Origin of the sequence: Mycobacterium sp. 050134 (genome assembly GCF_036409085.1) — a bacterium.
Taxonomy (GTDB): domain Bacteria; phylum Actinomycetota; class Actinomycetes; order Mycobacteriales; family Mycobacteriaceae; genus Mycobacterium.
Genome location: NZ_JAZGLV010000012.1, coordinates 50,272 through 76,026, shown reverse-complemented (window position 1 = coordinate 76,026; position 25,755 = coordinate 50,272). Strand labels below are relative to the sequence as shown.

At 69.2% G+C, this 25,755-nt stretch carries 21 protein-coding genes; 12 read left to right on the top strand and 9 right to left on the bottom strand.

The window, feature by feature from the left end; translation table 11 throughout:
- Positions 1-2: 2 nt before the first annotated feature.
- The 6 genes from SKC42_RS15860 to SKC42_RS15835 all read left to right on the top strand — a co-directional run bounded on the left by SKC42_RS15860 (position 3) and on the right by SKC42_RS15835 (position 6,903).
- The gene (locus tag SKC42_RS15860) at positions 3-980 is read left to right on the top strand and encodes an FAD binding domain-containing protein (RefSeq protein ID WP_330965247.1); all 978 of its coding nucleotides are present in this window, start codon (positions 3-5) and stop codon (positions 978-980) included.
- A complete protein-coding gene (locus SKC42_RS15855) occupies positions 977-3,145 on the top strand; it encodes a xanthine dehydrogenase family protein molybdopterin-binding subunit (protein ID WP_330965246.1) in 2,169 nt (722 codons plus the stop codon). Before SKC42_RS15860 ends, SKC42_RS15855 begins: the two co-directional genes overlap by 4 nt.
- A 119-nt stretch (positions 3,146-3,264) precedes the next feature.
- The gene (locus SKC42_RS15850) at positions 3,265-3,705 is read left to right on the top strand and encodes a flavin reductase family protein (RefSeq protein ID WP_442932170.1); all 441 of its coding nucleotides are present in this window, start codon (positions 3,265-3,267) and stop codon (positions 3,703-3,705) included.
- A 3-nt stretch (positions 3,706-3,708) separates the two neighbouring features.
- Positions 3,709-4,419, top strand: a complete 711-nt coding sequence (locus SKC42_RS15845; RefSeq protein WP_330965244.1) for a pyrimidine reductase family protein — start codon at positions 3,709-3,711, stop codon at positions 4,417-4,419.
- 184 nt (positions 4,420-4,603) lie between these two features.
- The gene (locus SKC42_RS15840; protein WP_442932169.1) at positions 4,604-4,903 is read left to right on the top strand and encodes a hypothetical protein; all 300 of its coding nucleotides are present in this window, start codon (positions 4,604-4,606) and stop codon (positions 4,901-4,903) included.
- Between the two features lie 197 nt (positions 4,904-5,100).
- Positions 5,101-6,903, top strand: coding sequence for a serine/threonine protein kinase PknE (locus tag SKC42_RS15835; RefSeq protein WP_330965242.1), 1,803 nt, complete (start codon positions 5,101-5,103; stop codon positions 6,901-6,903).
- A 108-nt stretch (positions 6,904-7,011) separates the two neighbouring features.
- Here SKC42_RS15835 and SKC42_RS15830 read toward each other — a convergent pair whose 3' ends face one another.
- From SKC42_RS15830 to SKC42_RS15820, 3 genes are all read right to left on the bottom strand, one after another.
- On the bottom strand, positions 7,012-8,946 hold the full coding sequence (locus tag SKC42_RS15830; protein WP_330965241.1) for a serine/threonine-protein kinase: 1,935 nt from the start codon (positions 8,944-8,946) through the stop codon (positions 7,012-7,014).
- Positions 8,947-9,124: 178 nt separating this feature from the next.
- On the bottom strand, positions 9,125-11,302 hold the full coding sequence (locus tag SKC42_RS15825) for a glutamine synthetase III family protein (protein WP_330965240.1): 2,178 nt from the start codon (positions 11,300-11,302) through the stop codon (positions 9,125-9,127).
- A gap of 137 nt (positions 11,303-11,439) precedes the next feature.
- Positions 11,440-12,924, bottom strand: coding sequence for an MFS transporter (locus SKC42_RS15820; RefSeq protein WP_330965239.1), 1,485 nt, complete (start codon positions 12,922-12,924; stop codon positions 11,440-11,442).
- A gap of 292 nt (positions 12,925-13,216) precedes the next feature.
- Here SKC42_RS15820 and SKC42_RS15815 point away from each other — a divergent pair, with 292 nt between their 5' ends.
- Together SKC42_RS15815 and SKC42_RS15810 are read left to right on the top strand one after the other, a co-directional pair.
- The gene (locus SKC42_RS15815; protein WP_330965238.1) at positions 13,217-14,587 is read left to right on the top strand and encodes an amidase; all 1,371 of its coding nucleotides are present in this window, start codon (positions 13,217-13,219) and stop codon (positions 14,585-14,587) included.
- A gap of 30 nt (positions 14,588-14,617) precedes the next feature.
- Complete coding sequence (locus SKC42_RS15810) at positions 14,618-15,280, top strand: nitroreductase family protein (protein ID WP_330965237.1); 663 nt, start codon at positions 14,618-14,620, stop codon at positions 15,278-15,280.
- Positions 15,281-15,287: 7 nt separating this feature from the next.
- On the opposite strand, the gene ngg is transcribed toward SKC42_RS15810, so the two are convergent.
- The 4 genes from ngg to SKC42_RS15790 all read right to left on the bottom strand — a co-directional run bounded on the left by ngg (position 15,288) and on the right by SKC42_RS15790 (position 20,490).
- On the bottom strand, positions 15,288-17,072 hold the full coding sequence (ngg, locus tag SKC42_RS15805; RefSeq protein WP_330965236.1) for an N-acetylglutaminylglutamine synthetase: 1,785 nt from the start codon (positions 17,070-17,072) through the stop codon (positions 15,288-15,290).
- The gene (locus SKC42_RS15800; RefSeq protein WP_330965235.1) at positions 17,069-18,874 is read right to left on the bottom strand and encodes an N-acetylglutaminylglutamine amidotransferase; all 1,806 of its coding nucleotides are present in this window, start codon (positions 18,872-18,874) and stop codon (positions 17,069-17,071) included. The genes ngg and SKC42_RS15800 overlap by 4 nt, the downstream gene beginning before the upstream one ends.
- A 93-nt stretch (positions 18,875-18,967) precedes the next feature.
- A complete protein-coding gene (locus SKC42_RS15795) occupies positions 18,968-19,099 on the bottom strand; it encodes an MFS transporter small subunit (RefSeq protein WP_330965234.1) in 132 nt (43 codons plus the stop codon).
- On the bottom strand, positions 19,096-20,490 hold the full coding sequence (locus SKC42_RS15790) for an OFA family MFS transporter (protein ID WP_330965233.1): 1,395 nt from the start codon (positions 20,488-20,490) through the stop codon (positions 19,096-19,098). Before SKC42_RS15790 ends, SKC42_RS15795 begins: the two co-directional genes overlap by 4 nt.
- Positions 20,491-20,746: 256 nt before the next feature.
- On the opposite strand from SKC42_RS15790, the gene SKC42_RS15785 reads away from it, so the two are divergent.
- Entirely contained in the window at positions 20,747-21,124 is a 378-nt protein-coding gene (locus SKC42_RS15785) for a DUF732 domain-containing protein (protein WP_330965232.1), read from the top strand.
- A 15-nt stretch (positions 21,125-21,139) separates the two neighbouring features.
- Here SKC42_RS15785 and SKC42_RS15780 read toward each other — a convergent pair whose 3' ends face one another.
- On the bottom strand, positions 21,140-22,687 hold the full coding sequence (locus SKC42_RS15780; RefSeq protein ID WP_330965231.1) for a hypothetical protein: 1,548 nt from the start codon (positions 22,685-22,687) through the stop codon (positions 21,140-21,142).
- A gap of 304 nt (positions 22,688-22,991) precedes the next feature.
- Here SKC42_RS15780 and SKC42_RS15775 point away from each other — a divergent pair, with 304 nt between their 5' ends.
- Both SKC42_RS15775 and SKC42_RS15770 read left to right on the top strand, forming a co-directional pair.
- A complete protein-coding gene (locus SKC42_RS15775; RefSeq protein ID WP_330965230.1) occupies positions 22,992-23,414 on the top strand; it encodes a DUF5313 domain-containing protein in 423 nt (140 codons plus the stop codon).
- A 149-nt stretch (positions 23,415-23,563) separates the two neighbouring features.
- A complete protein-coding gene (locus SKC42_RS15770) occupies positions 23,564-24,418 on the top strand; it encodes a glycoside hydrolase (protein ID WP_330965229.1) in 855 nt (284 codons plus the stop codon).
- 51 nt (positions 24,419-24,469) lie between these two features.
- Here the strand turns inward: SKC42_RS15770 and SKC42_RS15765 are convergent, their stop codons facing one another.
- Positions 24,470-24,703 (bottom strand): hypothetical protein, encoded by a 234-nt coding sequence (locus SKC42_RS15765; protein ID WP_330965228.1) that lies wholly within the window; start codon positions 24,701-24,703, stop codon positions 24,470-24,472.
- A gap of 527 nt (positions 24,704-25,230) precedes the next feature.
- On the opposite strand from SKC42_RS15765, the gene SKC42_RS15760 reads away from it, so the two are divergent.
- Positions 25,231-25,746, top strand: coding sequence for a DUF5994 family protein (locus tag SKC42_RS15760; protein ID WP_330965227.1), 516 nt, complete (start codon positions 25,231-25,233; stop codon positions 25,744-25,746).
- Positions 25,747-25,755: the final 9 nt, after the last annotated feature.

The following is a 25,755-nucleotide window of genomic DNA, read 5'->3' as shown; positions in this document are numbered from 1 at the left end:
GCGTGTTTCCCTTCCGCTACACCAAGGCCACCGACGAGCAGTCCGCGCTGACGGCCGCCGCGGCCGGCGCCCGGTACATCGCCGGCGGGACCACGCTGGTGGACCTGATGCGTGAGACCGTTGAACGCCCCGATTCGCTGGTGGACATCAACGCCCTGCCGTACTGGTCGATCGACACGTGGCCGGGCGGCATCTCCGTAGGATCACTGGTGCGGATGTCCGACCTCGCCGCGCATCCCGCCGTGCGCCGGCAGGTTCCCATGCTCAGCCAGGCGCTCGAGCTCAGCGCCTCCGCGCAGCTGCGCAACATGGCCTCCATCGGGGGAAACCTGCTGCAGCGCACCAGGTGCCTGTATTTCCGCGACGTGTCGGCGGTCTGCAATCGGCGCGCCCCGGGCACGGGCTGCTCGGCGATCGGGGGCCGCAACCGCGGGCACGCGATCCTCGGCACCAGCCCGCGGTGCGTGGCGACGCACCCGTCGGACCTCGCGGTCGCCCTCGTTGCGTTGGACGCCGCCATCGTCACGCGAAACGAGTTCGGGGAACGGCGATTCGGGGTCGCCGAGCTGTTCCGGCAGCCGGGCGACGCCCCGGACCGCGAGCACAATCTGCGCACCGCAGAGTTGATCACCGCGGTCGAGGTCCCGGTCGGACCCGAGTGCCGCCGGTCGGGTTACCTCAAGGTGCGCGACCGCGAATCCTACGAGTTCGCCTTGACCTCCGCGGCCGTGGCGCTCGACATCGGCGGAGGCGTCGTCCGCGCCGCCCGCGTCGCCGTCGGCGGGGTGGGCACCGTGCCGTGGCGCCTGCCGGCGGTCGAGGATGCGCTCACCGGCCAACCGGCGACCGACGACGTCTTCCGCGCTGCCGCCGCCCTCGCCGCCGACGGCGCACAGCCGTTGAGCGAGAACGGTTTCAAAGTAGAGCTGGTCAAGCGCACGGTCGAGAGGCAACTGGTTACGGTGGCGGCCCTGCCGTGACGCGCCCATTGCCCGCCGCGCGGATCGTCTCCGGTGAACCGATCACCCGGGTTGACGGGGAAATCAAGGTCACCGGAAAGGCCGCCTACGCGGCCGACAACCGGCTTCCGGGGCTCGTCTACGCCGCCCTGGTGTGCAGCACGGTGGGGCGCGGCCGCGTGGATCGGGTGTCGTCGGGCGCGGCGCTGCGCCGGCCCGACGTGCTGCGGGTGCTGTCCGACTTCACCGGCGTGAAGCTGCCGTTCGACCCCCGCGGCGTCGCCTTCTTCGGGCAACCGGTCGCCGTGGTGGTCGCCGCCACCCTCGAAGCGGCCCTGCACGCGGCGACGCTGGTGGACGTCCACTATTCGGTCGATCCGTCGCTCACTGACGTCGCTGCGCCACAGGCGGTTCCGCGCCCGGGTCGCAACACCCGCGACTACGCGCGTGGCGACGCTGACCGCGCGATGCGCGACGCCGCGGTGGTGAGCGACCTGCAGTTCAGCATCGCGCGCAACAACCACAACGCGATGGAATTGCCCGCGACCGTCGCCAAGTGGGACGGTGACCGGCTCACGGTGTGGGACAAGGTGCAGAGCATCAATTCGGCGCAGCGCGCGTATGCCGAGGCGATGGGCGTGCCCGCCGACCACGTCCGCGTGATCTCCCCGTTCGTCGGTGGCGCGTTCGGCAGCGCCGGGCAGACCTGGCCGCATCAGCTGCTCGCGGCGTTCGCCGCCCGGCGGACGCAACGGCCGGTCAAGCTGGTGCTGACCCGTGCGCAGATGTACAGCGGGATCGGGTACCGGCCCACCAGCCGCCAGCGCATGGCCATCGGCGCCGACCGCTCCGGCCAGCTCGGCGCCATGATCCACGAGGGGCGCACCGAGACCGCGCGATACGGCATCTACGAGGACGGGCTGGTCGCCAATCCGCGGTTCCTGTACCGCGTCCCCAACATGCGGTCGGCCTATCGGGTGGTCCCGCTCGACGTGAACCTGCCGACGTACATGCGGGGCCCTGGAGCGGTCACCGGGATGTTCGCGCTCGAGTGCGCCATGGACGACCTCGCACACCGGCTGGGCATGGACCCGGTCGAGCTGCGGTTGCGCAACGAACCCGCGCTCGACCAGACCAGCGGCACGCCGTTTTCCACGCGGCGACTCGCCGACTGCCTGCGCCAGGGTGCGGAGACTTTCGGCTGGAATCGGCGTAATCCGGTGCCCGGCGCGACGCGCGACGGGGACCAGCTGGTCGGCCTGGGCGCGGCCGCTGCGGCCTACCACACCTCGCGCAGCGAATGCGGCGCCCTGGCAAGAATTTTGGCCGACGGCAGCGTCGAGGTGCAAAGCGCGACCAGCGACATGGGGCCCGGCACATACACGTCGATGACACAGGTCGCCGCGGACGCCCTCGGGATACCGCTGAGCCGCGTGCGGTTCGCCCTCGGCGACAGCCGCTATCCGCCCGCGCCGCCGCATTCGGGCTCACGCACCATGGCCAGCGTCGGCTCGGCGGTGTCGACGGCGGCGAACATGTTGCGCGACAGGCTGATCCGCGCGGCCGTAACCGACCCGGGCTCGCCCCTCAACGGGGTGCCCCCGCAGGACGTCGCGGTGGCCGACGGCCGCATGTTCGCGACGACCGCGCCGCAGCGCGGCGAGTCCTACCGAGACCTGTTGAGCCGCCGCGGCTGGCGCGACCTGGACTTCCGGCAGACCTGGACTCCCGACGACGCCGACAAGCGGTACTCCATGTACGCCTACGGCGCCGTGTTCGCCGAGGTCACCGTCGACGCGTTGCTCGCGACGGTGCGGATCCGCCGCATCTACGCATGCTACGACGCGGGCCGGGTGATCAATCCCCGGCTCGCGCACAGCCAGGCGATCGGTGGCATGGTGGGCGGCATCGGGATGGCCCTCTTGGAAGCGACGCAGCTGGACCACCGGGACGGCCGGATCGTCAACGCCAACATGTCGGATTACCTGGTCCCGGTCAACGCCGATGTCCCCACGCTCGACGCGGCCTTCCTGGCGGGCGAAGACACGATCGCCGACCCGATCGGGGTCAAGGGGCTTGGCGAACTGGTGATCGTCGGGGTGCCCGCCGCGATCGCCAACGCGGTGTTCAACGCGGCCGGCAAACGCGTGACGGACCTCCCGATCACGATCGAGAAGCTGCTGTAGCCGCGCCACCCCGGATCGCCGCGATACGATTCGGATTCAGCCGAAGGGGAAGGCCGGATTGCGTGGCGGAGCCAGATATTGAGCCGTTCGAAGAGCTGGTGGCGCTGCTGAATTACCCGATGTTCGTCGTGACCACGCAGTCGCGCGGCGTCCCGGCGGGCTGCCTGGTCGGCTTCGCCAGCCAGACCAGCATCCACCCACCCCGCTTCCTGGTGGGCTTGTCCAAGCGCAACCACACGTTTCGCGTCGCGGCCGACGCCGATCACCTCGCGGTGCACGTGTTCGATCGCGACCACCTCGACGTCGTGGAGCTGTTCGGCAGCCAGACCAGCGACAAGATCGACAAATTCGACCGTTGCTCCTGGCATGCCGGTCCCGAGGACATGCCCATCCTGGACGACGCGGCCGCGTGGTTCACCGGCAGGATCGTCGACCGCTTCACCCTCGGAGACCATCTCGGGCACCTGCTCGCGCCGACCGACGGCAAGCCGCCGGAGAAGCTGCGGGAATGGGTGTCCTTCGGCGACGTCCATCATCTGCAACCCGGGCACGAGGCCTGACCGGTGCCACCGGCCCGGGTCGGTGCCGTCGGGGGCATCGCCGAACTGGAGTCGTTCTACGCCGACGCGCCCGACGGGGTGCGGGCCAACATGATCTTCAGCGCCGACGGGGCCGCCGCGTTCGGGGGCCGCGCCGGCCCACTGTCCGACCCCACCGACCAGCGGCTGCTGCGGACGCTGCGCGGATTCGCCGACGTCGTCCTGGTCGGCGCCGGCACCGCGCGCGCCGAGAACTACGGGCCGGTGCGGCTCACCGAAGCCCAGCGCGCCCGGCGGCATGACGACGGGCTTCCTGCGCCGCCGTCGATCGCCGTGGTCACCCGGACCGGTGAGCTTCCCGCCCAGCTCTTCAGCGACCCCGACCAACCACCAATCCTCGTGACCTGTGCCGCGGCGGCCGAGCGGCCCCGGTTCGGCGACGGCCGACGGGTCCTCGTCGCCGGCGAGGCATCGGTCGACGTGGCGGCCGCCGTAACGGCCCTGCGTGCGCAAGGCATGCGCCGCATCCTGTGCGAGGGCGGCCCCACCCTCCTCGACGAGTTGGTCGAGGCCGACGCCGTGGCCGAGATCTGCGTGACGCTGGCCCCCAAGCTGGCCGCCAGCCAGCCCGTCGGGCACCGGTCGGATGTCGCGCGGCTGCCCACCCCGCGGGCGATGCGGCTCGAGCACGCCCTTTCCCACGACGACTATGTGTTCCTGCGGTATCGGCGCTGAGCGCGCGCCGCTCGGCATGCACCGAGTCCGGCCGCTTCCTATGATGAGAGCTTGGGTCGACGCCTAATCGAATTGCCTGCGAGTCCGTGCCTTCCGTCTGTCGTCGCACCCTTGTCGCACACACAGGAGGACCAACGGCCACGTGAGCGATCCGACCGACGAGGATGAATACCGCAACCTGGCCGTGAACAAGTTGCGACCCGGCGAGCTGAACTGGGCCTTGAATAACGATGCCGTGCACGGAATCGCGTACGCCTTCAAGAACCCGGTGGCCGTTGCCGAATCGCTCGACGATCCCCGGGACGACCGGAAGACCTACCTGATCCGGGTCAGGCGCGACGACCTGGCCAAGGCCCTGACGCAGATCAACGACTGGATAGTCAAGAACCCCGGCCCCGCCGGCATGCAGGCGTACGGCTTCGTGAGGGCGCTGTCGCGCGAGGGTCTTGGCGAACGTCGCAGCGGCGACGAGGAACGCCGCTGAGCGGCCGGCCCCGCCGTCTCCCCCACTCGTCGAATTAGCTGGCTTTCGCGATTCACCATGCCCGCCGGTCGCCGAAACCATTAGCCTTAGGCCTGGCATGCCACCACGTACTCGCGTCCGGCGCCGCACCGGCCGGTAGGGCGAGGACGCTTCCGATCGGTTTGCGGCGCGCGGCCGGCGGAGTGAGGAGTCGGGCGATGGGTGACACGACCGCGGGTCCGCGGGAGGGCTCGCAGTTCGGGCCGTACCTGCTGCGGCGGCTGGTGGGTCGCGGCGGCATGGGCGACGTCTACGAAGCCGAGGACACGGTGCGGGAGCGCATCGTCGCGCTGAAGCTGATGTCGCCGACCCTGTCCGACGACCCGGTCTTCCGCTCGAGGATGCAGCGCGAGGCCCGCACCGCGGGGAAGCTGCACGAACCGCACGTCGTACCGATCCACGACTTCGGCGAAATCGACGGCCAGCTGTTCGTGGACATGCGGCTGATCGACGGCAAGGACCTGGCCGGCACGCTCAAGCGTTACGGGCCGCTGTCGCCGCCGCGGGCGGTGGCCATAGTCCGGCAGATCGGCTCCGCGCTCGACGCTGCTCATGCGGCCGGGGTGCTGCACAGGGACGTCAAGCCCGAGAACATCCTGGTGAGCAAAGACGACTTCGCCTACCTCGTCGACTTCGGGATCGCCAGCGCCACTTCGGACGAGAAGCTCACCCAATTCGGGACGACCGTGGGCACGGTCAAGTACATGGCCCCGGAACGGTTCCGGGAGGCCGAGGTCAGCCACCGGGCCGACATCTACGCGCTCGCCTGCGTGCTCTACGAATGCCTGACCGGGTCGCCGCCCTACAGCGGTGATCAGTTCAGCGTGATGGGCGGGCACCTCAACGAGCCGGTCCCGCGGCCCAGCGCCGCGCGCCCGAGCATCCCCGCCGCCTTCGATGGGGTGATCGCGCGCGGCATGGCCAAGGACCCCGCCGACCGGTACGCCACCTGCGGCGACCTGTCGGCGGCCGCGTACGCCGCACTGGCCAGCCCCGACCAGGACCGCGCCACCGACATCCTGCAGCGCAGCCAGGTCGCCGCGGTGCCAGCCGCATTCGCGGGCCAGCCGCCCGGCGGGTTTGCGGCCGAACCGCCCGCGCTCGCCGCCCACGCCCCGCCCGCGGCGCAGGGCTGGCCCGCCCCGCCCTTGGGTTCCGGCGGGCCGGCGCAGCAGCCCACCGGTTGGGGTGGCCCCACCGGCTGGGCGACCAGCGACGCGGGAACCGCCGGGCCGCCTCCGTGGGGACCGCCACCGCCGCGCCGCCGCAGCCCCTGGCTGTGGGTGGGGATCGCCGCCACCGTGATGGTGGCCATCGTGGGACTCGTCCTGAGCCTGGTGCGTCCGTGGCAATCGGACTCCACCGAGACGACGCCCGCGCCGCCGCCGGCACCCGACGCCGTCGCGCTGCGGGTCCTCGATGACGGTGTGTATGTCGGCAGCTCGGCGGCATCCACCACGATCGACATCTTCAACGAACCGATCTGCCCGCCGTGCGGCAGTTTCATCCGGTCGAACTCCGCGGACATCGACACGGCGGTGAACAACAAGAAGCTCGCCGTCCGCTATCACCTGCTGAATTTCCTCGACGACAAGTCGCACAGCAAGACCTATTCGACGCGGGCGGTGGCCGCCTCGTATTGCGTTGCGGCGCAAAACGATCCGAAGTTGTATGCCGGCTTCTACTCCGGCCTGTTCGCGAGCAGCTTCCAGCCGCAGGAGGACGCAGCGGAGGACCGCACCGACGGCGAGCTGGCCCAGCTGGCCAAGACCGTCGGCGTCGGACCCAGCGCCATCACCTGCATCAAGTCCGGAGACGACGTCGGCACCGCCAAGGCCAAGGCCGCCAACGGATACACGACGCTGTCCGGGCTCAACGCCAACGCGACGCCGTTCGTGTGGGACGGCACCTCCGCGGTGAACTACCAGGACGCGACCTGGCTCACCAAGCTGGTCGGCTGAGCGCCGAACTGGGGAGCGCCCACCCCGCCTTCGCGCCGAGATGCCCGCACGGTCGCGGCCGGCGCCGGACCGCGACCCACACCGCAATCTCAACGCGCGCAAGCCCTTCTAATCGCCGAGCCGCGAAAAGGCGATGTCCACCTCGGTGCTCTTCCCGCACGGCGACGGGGGCCCCGTCACCTCCTCGTGCCCGTGCCCGTTGAGCTGCCCGACGGGATCCTGGGGCGGTTGCGGCAGCGGAAACTGCGCGGTGATGTGAACGTGGGACACCACGCCGCCTTTGGCGCACCGGGAGTCGAATTCGCGGTCGTAGACCCAACCACCGTCGCCGAACACCAGCACCATGGCCGACGCCGGCGGCTTGTGGAACAGGCTCACGCAACGATCACCGCCGCGCAGGCAGTCCGTGTGGACGACGAAGTCGTTCTGCTCGCGGTACCCGTTCGGCTGGGAACCCGTCTGCCGGTAGTGGCCGCGCACCGCCTCGGCGGGCGACACGACCCGGGGCGGCAGGGTCGACGGGTCGGCGTGGCTATCCAGGTCGACGTCCGAGAGGCGGGTGAACGTGACGCTGCGCTTGTTGGCGCACCCCTTCGTCATCGTTTGGGTCGCTTCACCGGACAGGGTGCCGTCGGGATGCGGCCGCAGGGTGATGACTTCCCACACCTCGCCCGCCATGTTGTTGCACGTTCCGGAGCTGACGCTGACGGCCAGCCAGTTCTCCCCTACCTGGTCGAACTCGATCGTGGGCACCTGCATCGTCTCGCCGGTGAGGCGCGACGCGGTCGCCACGCAGCTGGCGGGCCCGCACACCGAGCGGACGCCCCACGTCTCGCCGGTGGGCGGCACCCCGGGGGCCGGGTCGCCCTCGACGCTGGTGACCCGGGCGAAGTCCGCCTTGAAGACACCCGTGAAGGGGCCGGTGTTGGGCGGCGGCGTCTTGGGCTTCGGCGGCACGGTGGGCGCTGCGGCCGTGACCGGGCCGTGGTGTTCGGTGAGCCTGACCCCCGCGTACACACCGCCGGCGATCAGCGTCGCGGCGCACGTCAGCGCGGCGATCCGGACACCCGGGCGCCGGGCGGCCGATGGCTTGCGCCGCAGCGACACGGTGGGCGCGACCGCTCCGAATCCCGGCCGGGTGCCCAGCGCGTCCGGGGTGCGTGCGCCGTGGGGAATGTCGCCGGCGTAGGCGAAGCCGGGCGACTCGCCCCGCGGGGCGGCGAGGCGGGCCGCGAACTCCCCGCAGCTGCCGAACCGGCCGGCGGGGTCTTTGGCCATCGCGATCGCGAAGACGGGATCGAGGGCGGCGAGCTCCGGGCGGCGGGCTCCGGGCGCGGGCGGCGTGGCGCTGACGTGCCGGCTGATCACCACCGCGGGGTTGGAGTCGACGAAGGGTTGCGCGCCGGTCAGCAGGTGAAAGACTGTGCAGGCCAACGCGTATTGGTCGGCCCGGCCGTCGAGGGGTTCGCCCTTGAGCTGTTCGGGTGCCGCATAGGCGGCGGTGCCGACCGTCATGTTCGTCTCGGTGAGGCCGGTGGCGTCATCGATGCGCCGCGCGATGCCGAAATCGGCCAGGAAGGCGCGGCGCGCCTGCCCGTCGGGCTCGGTCAACAAGATGTTGGCGGGTTTGACGTCGCGGTGCAGCAGCCCCCGGTGGTGCGCGTAATCCAGCGCCGAGGCGACGGCGGCGACGATCGGCAACACCTCGTCGAGGGGCATCCCGCCGGGGTAGTGCTCGCACAGCAATCGCCCGGCGTCGGTGCCGGCCACGTAGTCCATCGAGATCCAGAGGTGGCCGTCGAATTCACCGCGGTCGTGGACCCGCACGATGCCCGGATGCGACAGTCCGGCGACGAGGTCGGCCTCGCGCAGGAACCTGGCCCGGAATTCCGGGTCGCCGGTCAGCTCCGCCGGCAACACCTTGACCGCGTCCTCGCGCGGCAACCGCGGGTGCGCCGCGAGGTAGACCTGGCCCATGCCGCCCGAGCCGAGCACGCGCAAAATGCGGTACCCCGCGAACAGCTGGCCCACTTCCAGCGACATGGCCGAATCGTAAGTCTTGCCGTCGGAGATTTCGGGCACCTCGAGACCTTTCCGCAAGGCCCGCGGCGGCTAATGCGCCGCGGGCTTCCTCACCGCCGCCAGCGTGCGACTCGGCGCTTGCCGGATCCTGGCGGAGTCCTTGCGGATTTCTTGCGGTGCCCCGATGGGGGCGGTGACCTCAGAGGATGTAGAGCATCTCCTGGTAGGTGGGCAGGGGCCACAGGTCGTCGGCCACAACGCTTTCCAGCGTGTCCGCGGCGGTGCGCACCGCCGCCATCGCCGGCAGCAGAGCTTCCTGGGCGTGTTTGGCCTCGTCGAACGCCGAGTCCGCGGAGTGGTCCGACAGCGCCGCCTTCAGCGCCGACAGGCCCGCCTCGAGGTCCTTGATTGGACTCGAAACCGCCTCCAGCGCAGTCATGCTAGGCTCCAGGCCCGCGGCCTTGAGGCTCGCGACGTTCTGCGCGAGTTCGGTCTGGTAGCGCAGCGCCGCCGGCAGGATCACCGTCGTGCCGAGCTCGAGCGCCAGCCTGGCCTCGACCCCGATGGTCAGCGCGTACTGCTCGAGGCGGACCTCGTAGCGGCTGTGCAGTTCGCGATCGTTGAACACGCCGTATTTCGCGAAGAGCTCGACGGCCTCGGGCTTGATCAGCTCGGGGATGGCGTCCAGGCTCGTCTTGAGGTTCGGCAGGCCGCGCTCGGCCGCCTCGATCTGCCAGTTGTCCGAGTAGCCGTCGCCGTTGAACACCACCGCGCCGTGTTCGGTGATCACGTCGGTCAGCAGCTTCTGCACGGCCGCGTCGAAGTCCGCACCGGCCTCCACCGCCTGCTCGAGCATCGTGGCCATGTAGTCGAACGAATCCGCCATGATCGTGTTGAGGATGATCATCGGCACGGCGACCGTCTGCCCCGAGCCGGGCGCGCGGAACTCGAACCGGTTGCCGGTGAACGCGAACGGGCTGGTGCGGTTGCGGTCGCCCGCATCCGTCGGCAGCGGCGGCAGCGTGTCGACACCGATGATCATGGTGCCCTTGCCCTTTGACGAGGTCGCCGCGCCCTTGGCGATCTGCTCGAAGACGTCGGCGAGCTGTTCGCCGAGGAAGATCGAGATGATGGCCGGCGGCGCCTCGTTGGCACCCAGCCGGTGGTCGTTGGTGGCCGACGCCACCGATACCCGCAGCAGCCCCGCGAACTTGTGCACGGCGCGGATCACGGCGGCGCAGAACACCAGGAACTGTGCGTTCTCGTGCGGCGTGTCGCCCGGCACCAGCAGCGAGCCCAGCTCCGAGTTGCCCACGGAGAAGTTGACGTGCTTGCCCGACCCGTTGACGCCGGCGAACGGCTTCTCGTGGAACAGGCACTCCATGCCGTGCTTTTTGGCCACCGATTTGAACACCGTCATCAGCAGCTGCTGGTGGTCGGAGGCGATGTTGGCCCGCTCGAACATGGGCGCCACTTCGAACTGGCCGGGGGCCACCTCGTTGTGCCGGGTCTTGGCCGGGATGCCCAGCTTGAACAGCTCCCGCTCGGTGTCCATCATGAAGCCGAGCACCCGCTCGGGCACCGCACCGAAGTAGTGGTCGTCGAACTCCTGGCCCTTGGGTGGCTTCGCGCCGAACAGCGTGCGGCCGGCGTTGATGAGGTCGGGCCGCGCGAGGAAGAAGTGCCGGTCGACCAGGAAGTACTCCTGCTCGGGTCCGCAGAACGAGACCACCTTGTTCAGGTCGGTGTGGCCGAACAGCCGCAGGATCCGCTCGGCGTGTGTGCCCATCGCCTGCTGGCTGCGCAGCAGGGGCGTCTTGTAGTCCAGCGCCTCGCCGGTCATCGACACGAAGACGGTGGGGATGCACAGCGTCTTGCCGTTCGGGTTGTCCAGGATGTATGCGGGGCTGGTGACATCCCACCCGGTGTAGCCGCGCGCCTCGAAAGTGCTGCGCAGCCCGCCCGACGGGAAGCTGGACGCGTCGGGCTCGCCCTGGATGAGCGTCTTGCCGGCGAACTCGGCCAGCGTCTGCCCGTCGGACACCGGCTCGAGGAAGCTGTCGTGCTTCTCGGCGGTCAGCCCCGTCATCGGGTAGAAGACGTGCGCGTAGTGCGTCGCGCCCTTCTCCAGCGCCCAGTCCTTCATCGCGACCGCGACGGTATCGGCCACCGCGGGGTCCAGCTTGACGCCCTTCTCGATGGTCGCGACGACGGACTTGAACACCGACTTCGGCAGCCGCGCCTGCATCTCGGCCTTGGTGAACACGTTTGAGCCGAATACCTCGCCCGGGGCTTCGCCCGGTACGAAACTGATGGCCGGTGGGATGTATGCCTCGACGTTGTTGATCGCCTGGAGGCGGACTGCGTTGCCGCTCAATGAAGTTCCTATCGCTGGGAGGTCCGCGTTTCCGGTCTGGAAGATGGACCGCCCTACAGTAGGAAGGTTCGATGCCGAACTTGTTACACCCATGTCAAAGATAGGCCCGCGTTGGTTGCGAATGTGAGACGCGCCGGTCAACCGGTGCGGCCAGGGTCAGCGGCGTCATCGTGCGCGTCGGCCACCGTCAACGGCAGCGCGAGGTCTTCCAGCGGACGCTGTTCAGCCGCGATGCCGAGCCAGAGCTCGACCAGGCCGGCGACGGCCATCACCGCCGCTCCGATGAGGAACGACCAGACCACCTGGCCACGCTGCCCGGATTCGATGAGCTGCCCGAACAGCAGCGGGCCGGTGATGCCGCCGATCGCGGTGCCCACCGCGTAGAAGAACGCGATGGCCAGGGCCCTGGTCTCCATCGGGAAGATCTCGCTGACCGTCAGGTACGCCGCGCTCGCGCCGGCGGAGGCCAGGAAGAACGTCACCGCCAAGACCCCGATGAAGGCCCAGACGCCGCCGATCTGATTGACGAACATGATGCCTAGCACCACGGCCACGGCCGCCGAGCCGAGGTAGGACAGGGTGATCATCGGCTTGCGCCCGACGGTGTCGAACAGGTGGCCGAGCGCCAGGGGGCCGACGAAATTGCTGAGCGCCCAGACGATGAAGAACACCGGCACCTTGCCCGAGGGCACGCCGTAGAAGCCGGTCAGCAGCGTGCCGAGGTTGAACGTCACGCCGTTGTAGAGGAACGCCTGACCGATGAACAGCGCCAGCCCGAGCGCCGCGCGCCGCGGATACATCGTGAACGCGACCGTGGCGATCTCCCGGAATGAGATCGTATGCCGCTGGCGGATCTTGAGCGGCTGCCCGCCCGGCTCGGGCAGCGGCCGGCCGGTCTCACGCTCGACTTGCCCCTCGATGTCCCCCACGATCTGTTCGGCCTCGTCGTTGCGCCCGTGGATGAACAACCACCGCGGGCTTTCGGGGACGTTGCGCCGGACCAGCAGGACGAAGATGCCGAAGATGGCGCCGATGCCGAAGGCCAAACGCCACCCGATGTCGGCCGGGAAGTTCGAGGTGTCTAGCAACACCAGCGCGCCGGCCGCTCCCGCCGCCGAGCCCAGCCAATAAGTTCCGTTGATCACCAGGTCGACGCGCCCGCGCACCCGCGCGGGGATCAGCTCGTCGATCGCGGAGTTGATGGCCGCGTATTCGCCGCCGATGCCGGCGCCCGTGAAGAAGCGGGCGATGAAGAAGTACCAGGGGGCGAACGCGAACGCGGTCGCGACGGTGGCGACCAGGTACAGCGCGAGGGTCAGCATGAACAGGTTGCGCCGCCCGAACCGGTCCGTCAGGTGGCCGAAGAACAGCGCGCCCAGGCACGCCCCGGCGATGTAGAACGCCGCCGCCACCCCGATCTGGGCGGGGTCGAGGTTGATGCCGCTGCCCTTCTCGGTGAGGCGCGACGACACGTTGCCGACCATCGTGACCTCGAGCCCGTCGAGAATCCACACCCCGCCGAGCCCGATGACCACACGCCAGTGAAATCCAGCCCATGGGAGCCGGTCCAGCCGTGCCGGGACATGGGTGGTGATGGTTCCGGTTTGTGCGCTCGCGCTCATCAGGCTCCGTTCTGCTGCACAGGCTGTTACCCCGTCGGGGCATATCGCAAGCGGCCGCACGGCGCTTGCCTCCTGCGAGCCCCCCGTGGCCGACTGCCAGGCTAACGGAGCGCCCGTTGCCGGCCCGGCTCCCGGCCGGCCACGCCCTGTGCGCCTCCTGCCAATCACCGTGCGCACAGTGGCAAGCGTTCCGGGCACTCGCGGGCCACAGTGGTGGTCATCAGGCAGGAACGCGCGGTTTACCCGGCGTCGACCGGCCCGGCCACCGGCACGGCGGAACGGATCACAAGAGATGAAAGCGGAATACCCGGAAGACGCCGCTCTGGACGCGATGACGGCGACCGAGATCTCGGCCGCGGTGCGAGCCGGCGACCTCGACCCGGTCGTACCGACCGAGGAGACGTTGTGCCGGATCGGGTCCGCTGCCAATACCTTCGGCGCATTTCGCCGCGTGCGGGAATTCGAGGCGTTCGCTGAGGCGGCCGCGCTGCGGAGGGTCCCGCACCGCGACAGGCTGGCGTTGGCCGGGGTGCCGATCGCGGTCAAGGATGCGACGGCGGTCGCCGGCGAGCACCCGGTCTGGGGCTCCGGGAAGGCCTCGGCGCTTCCCTTCCGCTCCGACAGCGACATCACCGCACGCCTGCGCGCCGCGGGCGCGGTGATCGTCGGCCTCACCCGGGTGCCCGAACTCTGCCTGTGGCCGATGACCGACACGGCGGGCACCGTCGTCCGCAACCCCTGGGCACCGTCCTTCACGGCGGGCGGCTCGTCCGGCGGCAGTGCCGCCGCCGTAGCCGCGGGCTTCGTCCCGATCGCGCACGGCACGGACGCGTTCGGATCCATCCGGTCCCCCGCCGCGATCTGCGGGCTCGTGGGCGTCTCCCCGGGAATCGGAACGGTGCCCGCCTCGGATTCGTGGCAGTGGTCCGGGCTTTACACGCACGGCCCGCTCGCCACCACGGTGGCGGACGCGGCCCTGATGTTGTCCGTGCTCGCGCGCCACCCGGAACTGGCCAATATTCGCGAACCCACACCCCTGCGCATCGCCGTATCGACCAAACTGCCGACCGGCGTGGGACCGGTCCCGAAAGCGTTCACCGCCGCCGCGACGCGGACCGCTCAGCTGCTGGCCTCGACGGGACACCGAGTCGACGACGCGCGCCCCCGGTATGGCAACCTGGGGGCCGCGCTTTTCACGCGGTGGCTCGCGGGTCCTGGGGAGATGGACCCGGAACTCGACTGGCGCCACGTCGAGGTGCGCACCGCCCGGCACCTGGCCGCCGCCGCGATGGTGCGCCGGCTGGGCCTGGTGCGTAACGGCGGTCGACGGAGATGGGTCGCGCGGGCCCTGGAGTTCTTCGGGACGTACGACGTGCTGGTCACGCCCATGCTCGCCACAATGCCGCCCCCGGCCATCTGCTGGCGAACCAGGGGCTGGCTTGCCAACGCGATTCCGTCCATCCGCCTCACCGACTACCTCGGGCCGTGGGACCTGGCGGGCTTCCCCACCATGTCCATTCCGGCAGGACGGCACGAATCGGGTCTGCCCATCGGCGTGCAGATCGTCGCCCCGCCGGGCGGGGAATCCCTACTCTTGACGGTGGCGGCACAGCTCGAGGAGCTCGCGCCTTGGCCGCGCACCGCGCGGCAAGCGCTGTCCTGACCCGACCACCACGAGGAGCAACACGTCGATATGACCGCCACGGCAGGGATCCCGACCCTTTCCGCCGAGGAACTTCTGACCACCACCCGCTGCGTGCGCAAACGGCTGGACTTGGACAAGCCGGTGCCCCGCGAGCTGCTGGTCGACTGTCTGCGGATCGCGCTTCAGGCGCCGACGGCCTCCAACAGCCAATCGTGGCAATGGGTTTTCGTCGAAGACGACGAGAAGAAGAACGAGTTGGCCCGGCTCTACCGCGAATTCGCCGATCCCTACCTCAGCAACCTGCCGGAACCGAATTACGGCGACATCCGCGACGCGCAGCTCGACGCGGTGGCCGAGTCGGCCCGATACCTCGCCGACCACCTGCACGAGGTCCCCGTGCTCATGGTGCCGTGCCTGAAGGGACGCCCCGACAATCAAACCGCCGGAGTCACCGCGAATTTCTGGGGCTCGTTGCTGCCGGCCGTGTGGAACTTCATGCTGGCGTTGCGATCTCGAGGGCTGGGGTCGGCGTGGACCACGTTCCACATCATCTGGCCGGACAGCGAGCGGCGCGCCGCCGAGATCCTCGGCATCCCCTATGACGAGTACAGCCAAGGGGGGCTGTTTCCCATCGCTTACACCAAGGGAACGACGTTCCGGCCGGCCAAGCGGCTGCCGGCCGAGCAGTTCCTGCACTGGAACACCTGGTGATACCCGCTTAGGAGCGCGACTCCTCGGGCGTCCAGGCCAGCGGCTGGCCGGGCTGCCCGGGGAACAGGAAGTCGACGAACGCGGCGGCCGTCGGCTGTGGTTCGTGATTGGCCAGTCCGGGGCGCTCGTTGGCTTCGATGAAGGCGTATTCGGTGCCGGTGACGTCGGGTACGAGCAGGTCGATACCGGTCACGGGAATGCCGATCGCCTCGGCCGCCGTCACCGCCACCCGGCAGAGTTCGGAGTTGACCTGCGCGGTCACGTCGTGGATGGTGCCGCCCTGATGCAGGTTGGCGGTGCGGCGGACACACAGCCGGGTGCCCTGCGGGAGCACGTCGTCCAGCTGCCAACCGGCCTCGACGACCGTCGCCTCGGTGACCTCGTCGAGCGGAATGCGCGACTCGCCGCCGGTGGCCGCCGAACGCCGTCGGCTCTTGGCGACGATCAAGTCCCGCACGGTGTGCTCGCCGGTGCCGATCACCTCCGGCGGCAGCCGCAGCGCCGCGGCCACAACCCGGCCGTCGATGACGACCAGGCGGAGATCGTCACCGGTCACCCGCTCCTCGATCAGCACCTCACGGAACTGCTCGCGGGCCCGCGCCAGCGCGGCGTTGAGATCGTCCGGCCCGTGCTCGGCGGTGACCCCCACGGTGATGCCCTTGCCTTGTTCGCCACGGGTGGGTTTGACGACCACTTCCCCGACTTCCCGGAGGAAGGCGAAGTCCTCGTCGTCGAAGGTCGCCAGCCGGGCGCGGGGCACTTTGATGCCGGCGTCGGCGACCAGGCGCCGGGTCAGCCGCTTGTCGTCGCATCGGCACATCGCGACCGCGGAAGTGAACTCGGACAACGACTCTCGGGTAATCACGCTGCGACCGCCATGGGTGAGCCGCATCTCACCGGTTTCGGCGTCGAGGACCTCCACCCAGATGCCGCGGCGCAGTGCCTCGTCGGCGATGATCCGCGCGTAGGGGTTGAGGTCGTCGACCGTCTCCGGGGTCGGGCTGAACAGGGGTTCGTTGATCGCGTTCTTCCGCTTGATCGCCAGCACCGGGACGCGCCGAAAGCCGAGCTTCTCGTACAGTCGGATGGCGGCCGCATTGTCGTGCGCCACGGACAGATCCAGGTAGGAGCGGCCCGCGTTGCGGAAGTGTTCGGCTGTCGCACGGGTGAGCGCCTCGCCGATGCCGGGGATGCCGGCCGCTGGATCGACGGCCAGCGTCCACAGGCTCGACCCCCGCTCCGGATCGGAGAACAGCAACTCGTGGTCCACCCCGGTCACCGTGCCCACCACTGCGCCGTCGTCGTCGCGCACCGCGAGCAGATACGTCACCGCCCGCTGGTGTAGGTGGTTGTTCCAGATCGTCTCCACCGGCGCGGGCACCATGCCGCACCGCACGAAGACGCGGTTCATGGCGTCGGCGTCGGCCGGGTCGCGCAGGGTGCGCACCGTCACGCCGGGCGGTGAGGGCGCCGGTTGGGCCTGATCGTCGTCGCTGAACCGCAGCCGATACGTGTGGCTGGGATCGATGAAAAGCTCAGTGGGCGAACCGGCGACGACCACGTGCGACTCGCGCGCGTAGATGCAGATGTCGCGCCGGCCGGGCGCCTCCCTCCGCATTGTCTCGGCGAGCTTGTGCGCGTCCGCAAAGGTCTGGCCGAATATCAGCCGGCCCCAGCCCATTTCGAGCTCGACGTCCTTGGCCATCGCGTCGACGAGGTGCGGCGGCGAGGCGTCGTGCAGACCCAGGGTGATGGCTTCGGTGTGATCCTCCCCAGGGTCGGCGGAGGTCATGCCGCCGGCCCCGTGACACCGTGCCGTTGTAACCAGAGCTCCAGCAGGGCGATCTGCCAGAGCTCGTTCCCGCGCAGCGGCGTGAGCTTGCCGTTGGGGTCGGCCAGTAGGGCGTCGACCGCGTCGCTCTGGAATAGGCCGCGCTCCTTGGCAACTGGCGCGTAGAGGGCATCGCGGACGAGGTCGAGGTAGGGCCCCTCGAGGTGGGTCAGCGCCGGAACCGGGAAGTAGCCCTTCGGCCGGTCGATGACCTCGGATGGAATCACCCGCCGCGCAGCCTGCTTGAGGACGCCCTTGCCCTCGTGCGCGATTTTCAGCTCCGGCGGGCACGTGGCTGCCAGCTCGACCAGCTCGTGGTCGAGGAACGGCACCCGGCCCTCCAATCCCCAGGCCATGGTCATGTTGTCTACCCGCTTCACGGGATCGTCAACCAACATCACCGTCGTATCGAGGCGCAGCGCGCGGTCGATGCCGGTCTCGGCGCCGGCCCGGGCGAAGTGTTCGGTCACGAAGCGCTCGCTGGGATCTCCGGGCGCGACTTCGCCTGGGGCGAGCATCGCCGCGACGGCGGCCGAGCCGCGGTCGAAGAACGCGGCTCGATACTGGGCCACGGCGCCGTCCAGTGTCGCGGCGGACGGCGATCCCATCGGGGGATACCAGTGGTAGCCGGCGAACACCTCGTCGGCGCCCTGGCCGGACTGAACCACCTTTACGTGCCGCGAAACTTCCTCGCTGAGCAGGTAGAAGGCCACGCAGTCGTGGCTCACCATCGGCTCGCTCATCGCGCCGATCGCGCCGTCGAGGGCGGGCAGCATCCGGTCGGTGCCGATGCGGATCTGATGGTGGTCCGTGCCGAAGCGCTCGGCGATGATGTCCGACCAGCGGAATTCGTCGCCCTCGACGCCGCCGGCGGACTCGAACCCGATCGAGAAGGTCATCAGGCCGTGCTGGCCCGCCTCGGCCAGCAGGCCGACGATCAGGCTGGAATCGACCCCGCCGGACAGCAGGCATCCGACGGGAACGTCGGCGACCAGCCGCCGCTTGACCGCGACCCGAAGGGCGTCAAGTACCGCGTCTTCCCAGTCGGCCTCCGTCCAGTCGGCGCGGTCGTCGTCGCGGGTAAAGTCGGGCGCCCAATAGGAGCGGCTGGTCCGCCGGCCGTCGGGCTCGATGGCGAGCAACGAGCCGGGCGGCACCTTGCGGACCCCCCGCAGGATCGTCAACGGGGCCGGGACGACGGAGTGAAACGTCATGTAGTGGTGTAGCGCCACCGGGTCGATCCGAGTGTCCACGCCGCCACCGGCCAGCAGGGCCGGCAACGCGGACGCGAAGCGGATCCGGTGACTGTCCTCGGTCACGTAGAGGGGCTTGATGCCGAGCCGGTCGCGGCCGAGCAGCACGCGTCCGCTATCGCGTTCGACAACAGCGAAGGCGAACATGCCGTGCAGGTGCGTGACGAAGTCGTCGCCCCAATGGTGGTGGGCCTTGAGCAGCACCTCGGTGTCGCTGTGCGAGAAGAACCGGTAGCCATGCCCGGCCAGCTCGCGCATGAGCTCCCGGTAGTTGTAGATGCAACCGTTCCAGGCGATCGTCAGACCGAGCTCGGCGTCGACCATCGGCTGGGCCCCGGCCTCGGAGAGATCGATGATCTTCAGCCGACGGTGACCGAGGGCAACTCGGCCCTGTGACCAGGCGCCCGCCGCGTCTGGACCCCGTCGTGCCATCACGTCGGCCATGGCTGCTACCGCCGCGAGGTTTGGGACCTGGCCGTCGAGTCTCACCTCACCGGTCACTCCACACACGTTTTTCAACCCTACCCGCGGGCGCGTGGCCTTGCCTCGTCGCCGTCTGGCGGCGGATTCGGGCCCCGGCGCTCTGCCCGCACGGTCAGGTGATCAGTGGGTGAAGAGCGCGGGGATCTTCACCACCAGCTCGTAGAGTCCGTACGTGAAGGGCACGCCCACCCACAACCAGGCGATAAGGCCCAGCGCCGTGTTGCGCGGTGCCGCCGGAACGTGCTCGGTCATTGCGCCTCCTCCATCGACCCGCCGGACGTCATCGTCGCGGGCTCAGGCTCACTCGGCTCGGCCAGGGCGGTCGCCGGGGCTCGCGGGGTCCGGATCGCCTCGTTGCACGCCAGCCCGATGAGCAGCAGGACCACCATCACCATGAATGACCACCGGTACCGGTCGGGGCCCACGACGCCCGCGGCGATGCGGTTGTCGGCGATCGCATTCACGATGATCGGCCCGAGGACGCCGGCGACCGACCAGGCGGTCAGCAACCGGCCGTGGATGGCGCCGACTTCCCGATACCCGAAGAGGTCGCGCAGGTAGGCCGGCGCCGTGGAAAACCCACCCCCGTAGAACGACAGCAGCAAAATGCAGGTCACCAGAAAGAGCGGCTTGCTCGCGCCCTGGATCAGGATCAGCCCCAGGTAGAGCACCGCGCCGAGACCCAGATAGAGCCGGTAGGCGTTCTTCCGTCCGATCGCATCCGATGCCGACGACCAGGCGATGCGGCCCATTGAATTCGCCAGCGAGAGCATCGCGACGAACCCCGCCGCGGCCGCGGTCAGCGCGGCCGCCGACCCGCCGTGCGGGAAGTAATCCCGGTAGATCGGCGCCGCGCGCTCAAGGATGCCGATTCCGGCGGTGACGTTGAAGCACAGGACGACCCACAACAACCAGAACTCCGGCGTCTTGATCGCCTCGTTGGCCGTGCGGTCCGGACCCGCCGCGCGCGGCGGCCTCTTGGTGGCAGCGCCATGGACCAGGCGCGGCTCCCATCCCGCCGGTGGGAGCCGCACCAGGAGGGTCCCCATGGTCATGAACACGGCGTAGGCCACGCCCATCGTGAGGAAGGTGGCCGCCAACCCGTGGCGTCCGGTGCCGAACCACTTCATCAGCTGTGACGACCAGGGCGAGGCGATCAGCGCGCCGCCGCCGAACCCCATGATCGCAAAGCCGGTGGCCATGCCCGGCCGGTCTGGGAACCATTTCATCAGCGTGGAAACCGGTGATATATAACCGATTCCGAGGCCGATGCCCCCAATCACCCCGTAACCGACGATGATGAGCCACATCTGGCCCAGCGCCGCCGCGCCCGCGGCGACCAGCAGTCCCCCACTGAAGCACGCGGTCGCGACCAACATCGCCCAGCGCGGGCCGCGGCGTTCGACCGCCGTGCCGAAGACGGCCGCCGACATTCCCAGCATCACAATGCCCAGCGTGAACGGGAGGGCGCTCAAAACCCCTGAGGCGTGTAGTGTTTCGTGCAACGGAAGCTTGAAAACGCTCCAGGAGTAAACACTGCCGATCGCCAAATGGATCGAAAGGGCGGCCGGTGGAACCAGCCACCGGTTCCAGCCGGCATCGGCGACGGTTCTTTCACGCGACAAAAATCCAGCAGGTTGCATGGTCCTCTTCCGTGGGTGCCGCCCATGCGTCAGAACGTTCGACTCGTCTCGCTGTGGCGATCGGTCGACGGCCAGGGCAAGTCAGACGCTAGCAGCGGCAAAGCGCTCCGGCGCCGCCCGCCGACCTGGGACAACGGCCGTTGTCGTCACATCACTTCGAGAAATCGTCGCGCTCACCGAGAAGGGTGAGCCGACTTCGGCTAATGTTCATCCAAGCCGGTCTTGACTCGAAGCGGATCGGCCCGAGAAGGAAAGCATGAGCCACTCGATCGTTCGGCGCGGGAAGTGGTGCGCGGCCTGCGCGGTCCTGGTTTCCACCGCCGCAACGTTATTGGCGGCTCCCGCTGCCGCCGACCCGATGGATGACGCGTTCATTGACGCCCTGGCGAAGCAAGGCATTCCGATCTCCGACCGCGACAGCGCGATCGGCATGGCCCACTCCGTTTGCGGTGCCCTCGACCGGGGTGAGACGTCCAGCTTCCTGGCGATGAAGGTGCGGAGGGACGCCAACCTGTCGCCGAGGCAGGCGGGGTTCTTCATGGGCGTATCGGTGGCGGCCTACTGCCCGCAGTACAAGGGCACCATCGACCCTTCGGTGATCTGGCTGCTGCCGCCGTTGCCGGTGACCCAGTGAGCTGAGCGCGTCGGCTCAGCGTGCCGACGCGACCGGCCGCAATTCCGTTGTGCGCGCGTCGATATCGATTGGATCCTCGCCACTGGTCGGGATCCAGTCATCCGGCGACTGCGCACGAAGAAGCTCCGTGGGCGCGCCGGCCAGCGCGTGTTCACCCCGCGGATGACGCCAAATCCACGCCGCCACCGCGCCGAGGAGGGCGAGCACCGCCGCGAGACCGCCGATCACCCAGGGCACGTGGTTGCCCGAGGGAAGAGGCGGCTTCTGCAGGGCCGTGTTGACGTACTGCTGCCCGTTGTCCCACGGCCCCACGCCGGGCAGGGGCTGAGTCTGCTGCAACGTGACCTGGGGCGGGCCGCCGGCGGGACCCGGGGCGACCTCGCCCCGAGCGAGGGTCGAGTCGTTCAGCATGAAGACGTCCTGCTGCCCCGCGGGAAGGCTGTCGTCGTGCCCGACCATGGTGACCCGGTCCACCAGTACGCTCTGGCCGGCGTTCGCGAAGTCCACCGGCACCCCGGTATAGGTCACCGGCTGCCACGGCGCCCAGTCCACGGGAGGCGGCCCGACCCAGCCCGCGGGCGGCAGCCATGCGCCGCCGTCGAAGCTGCCGACCGTCACGTAGGCGCCAACCACCGCCGTGAACGGGAACACACCGGGCGTCGCGATGTTGAGCACAATCCGGCCGCCCGCCGGCACGTAAACCGTGCGGTAGTCGCCGTCGTAGAAGTACCGCAAGCTCATGTCCGTGGTGGTCGGGTTGTAGAAGCTGGGCCGGTGGTACTCGTCGTAATCCATGTAGTCCCAATGCCGCGGGCGGTAGGCCTCGGCGTCATGGTCGGCGTCGATTCGCACGGCCGCTTGCACCTGGCCACTGAAGTCGGCGTCGCCGCGCATCGCCGGCGGATTGGCCGCGTCGATCGCCGTGGCGGGAGCGACCTTGGCCGCTTCCACCGCCGCGTGCGCGGCGGGGATCCCCTGGGGGCTGGGGGCCACGGCGACGGACGCGGTGGCCGAGCCGTTCACCACGGCCTGCCGGCCGCCCGCGGCGCCAGTGGTGCTTTGCCCGCCCGGCGCGGCGCCGGTGCTTTGGCCGCCCGGCGCGGCCGTCACGGTCCCGACGGCCGGGGCGGCGGTTGTCGTTACCGGCGGCGTGTCGGACGGCGGCGGGGTGGACGTGGCCGGGCCCGTCGCCGACGGCTTGCCGACGGTCGTCGTCGCGGGCGCGTCGCCGGTGCGTGGGGCGGGCGCGGCGGTCGCCGCCGGGGTGGTCGCCTGCGGCGTCGGCGCCTGGGTGGTCGCCTTGGGAGGTGACGCCTGGGTTGCCGCGGGGTTGGCCGGGGCCGGTGCCTGCACCGGAGCGGGATGCGCCGGAGCCTGTGGTGTTTGAGCGGGGGGCGCTGGCGGGGCCTGCGTGTGCGGCGGAGCTATCGGCGCAGGCGGCGCGGGGGGCGCGAACGGTGACGCCGCGGCTTCGGCCGACAGCAGCGGCGCGGGGAAGATCGTCAGGGCGGCGGCGATCGCCCCGATTCGCCGCGCGGCCGGCGGTGACGGTGATCGCTTCATCGATCCGGTCCTTTCGGTGTATCGCCCACCTGTTGGCGGGCGCCGTGGTGAGCGGCCATTGTCCAGCCCGGGGGAATTTGCCGGACAGCACCTCAGCGAACTATCCATAGAAAAGCTTTGTTTGTTGTGTATGAGCTGTGCGGGGGTAGTGCCGCGGCTAAGAGTGCGGCGCGCCTTCGCCGCTCAGGCCCTAGGGACTCTCTGGGGATCGCCATCGGGACGCTGCGTTGGTGACCATTGACCATTGGGTGAGTTCGGCGGTCATGGGTAAATGGATTCGAGAAGTCGATCCCGAGGAACCGCCATGGCAAGCTCACGACCGAACGTCTGGCAGTACGTGCTGTATGTGTACGGCTTTCGACGCCTTCCGGACAGCATGCGCGACTGGGTCGCGCACGACCTGGCCGGCGAGGGAGCCGTCCGCCGCTTCATGCTCATGGCGGCGATCCCGCCGTTCATCCTTCTCGCGCCGTTCTGGCTGCTGCCCGCGTCCCTGTACGTGCACACGGAGATGACGGTGCCCATCTACATCTGGGCGCTGCTGATATCACTCGCGATGAACAAGGTCTGGCGCCGCCACCGTCTGGCTCAGCATGGGTTGGACCCCAATCTGGTCGACGTGGTCAGGCGGGAGAAGGACGCCAAGATGCACGGGGACTACATTCGGCGCTACGGAGAGCGGCCGAAATCGGCCGAGTGGCAGTCGAACAGCAATCCGTTCTTTTAGCCCGCGCGTCCTCGATGATCCGGCCACGGACGCCGGACTCCCGGGTCGCGACTTCCGTTGGCAGACCACCCAATTCGACATCGAAGAAGACGTCGAGGCCGGGCGCATCGCGATAGAACCGCAGCGACCTTTGCGCGTCGGACACCGCGATGCCGATCGAATCCTTGCCCCATGACCTGGGCCCCTTTGGAGACGATGTGCATCTTTGCGGCCGGGCCGACCGGGGATTGCCCTCCCCGTGGGTCCGACGCAATAAAGCTAAGGAATGGCTGAAGATTGCCACACCGGTCAATCAGGCCGTTAAGCTGCTGCTCGTGGGCCGGGTGGTGTTAGCCGACGGCCGAGGTCGCTGGTTGGCGGCCGCGGTCTCGGTCGTGGTATCCGCCGCCATGCTCTACGCGCAGACCACCGAACATCCGCACCACCTCCCGAGTCCGGCGCCGTCTGCGGCCGCCGCAACGGTCGCGCCGCCGAGCGCCGCACCGCCGACGGCCAGTCCGGTGCCCACCGCCAGCCCAGCCGAGGTGAATCAGTTGGCGGGCAACGCGCCCGCCGCCGCGCAGCAGTTCCAGCTGGCGCTACCGACCGGCGTTGCGTCCGAGCAGGGGCTGCAGATCAAGACCATCTGGGCGGCCCGCGCCATCAGCGTGCTGTTCCCGCAGATCACCACCATTTACGGATACCGGCAGGACCCGTTGCCGTGGCATCCGAAAGGGTTGGCGATCGATGTGATGATCCCGAACCACGGCACGCCCGAAGGCATCGAGCTGGGAGACCAGATCGCCGGGTACGCGCTGGCCAACGCCAAACGGTGGGGAATCAACCATGTGATCTGGCGGCAGAAGATCTATCCCGGACCCACCTCCGGAAGCTGGACCGCCGATTATGGCAACGAAACCGCCAACCACTACGACCACGTTCACATCGCCACCGATGGCGGCGGGTACCCCACCGGGCACGAAACCTATTTCATCGCCAGCATGAACCCGACGCCGCCTGAGTGACCGATCGGGCGTTAATCGCCTAGCGCGCAACGCTATTCGGGATGCAAACCCTCAGGATGCCTTGGCGTACCTGCGGACCCGCTCGTCCTCGCCGAACGTATTCGTCCGCTGATGACCGTTGTCGTCGCGGGTGAAGAACGTCCATTGCCGCGGCGTCGTCTGCGGACCGCTGATCAGCTTCACCTCTAGGCGCAGTTCGGTGGGACGCAGCGTACCGATGATGTCGCCGACCCGGACCTGTGACGGATGGATCTCGGGTGCGTCGCACCAGTTCTGTATTGCCATGTACCCATCCTCACATTGTTGTCGTCACCCTACCTGCAAATTGCCTGGATCGCCGACGAGTTGGCGTGGCCGTCGCACACTCGCACCGAAGGTTGGGCAACACTTCATCTTGATCGGGCCGGAAATGCCTGAGGCGGCGTCGTTCTCCGGCTTCGGCCGGCGGCGAATCGAGTCCGTGAGCTCGCGCCCCCAATCGGCGAGGGGCCGACGCCCACGCCCCCGGCAAGTCAACAGGGTCCCGTACTCAGCCCGTTTGACGCGCCTCTTCGGGCCGACGAGGTTTGCGGTGGCGTACCGTCACACCTGAGCCGTTTCGTTGTCAGCTGTGGTCTACCGCTCATGGCGCGGATGACACCCCCGGGCAATGCGATTCTCCGTCCGCCCCGCGACTGCGGGGAGAACGACGCCGACCACGAAGGAACGTTCATGGACTGGTCCCCTCCAGTGAGCGCGCAACGAGCTCTTGCCCCTGACTCGCCCGTCCCCGCGCTCGTCCGGCGCGCCCCGCGCCCGCGGCGATTCCCCCGATGACCCGCTCGCTGGGAAGCCGGAGCGTGCCCAACCCCGTCCGGCTGTCGGTGGCGCGGGAACTCGGTCGCGACATCGACGGCGCCTGGTGGCCCCGGGTGGATCGCATCACCAATGAACTACCCCAGCTTGTGACGGTGTTGACGCCGATGCTCGGCGAGATCAGCTCGATCAATGTCAACTGGCCGCCGCTTCAGCGACCGCCCGACTTCAATTGGCCGGGATGGGAACAGAAGCGCCAGCACGTCATGACCATCGGCGGCGGCAACGGCTGCGCCAACCTCCTGATCATCCCGTACGCGACCTACAGCGCGCTCGCCGTCATGTTGCTGCGCAGCGCCGCGAACCTGCCCATCGAGGCCGCCGATCGAGACAAGCCGGCGTTTCTGACCGCCTGCTCAATCCTGCGTGCCGCACAGCGGCAACGCGATCCGGCGGTCGCCGATGCGACCAATGGCGAGAATCAACCGGGCGGGGTCGCGACGCGTTCGCGCCGCAAGGCGCGGCGCGGGTAGGCATACCCG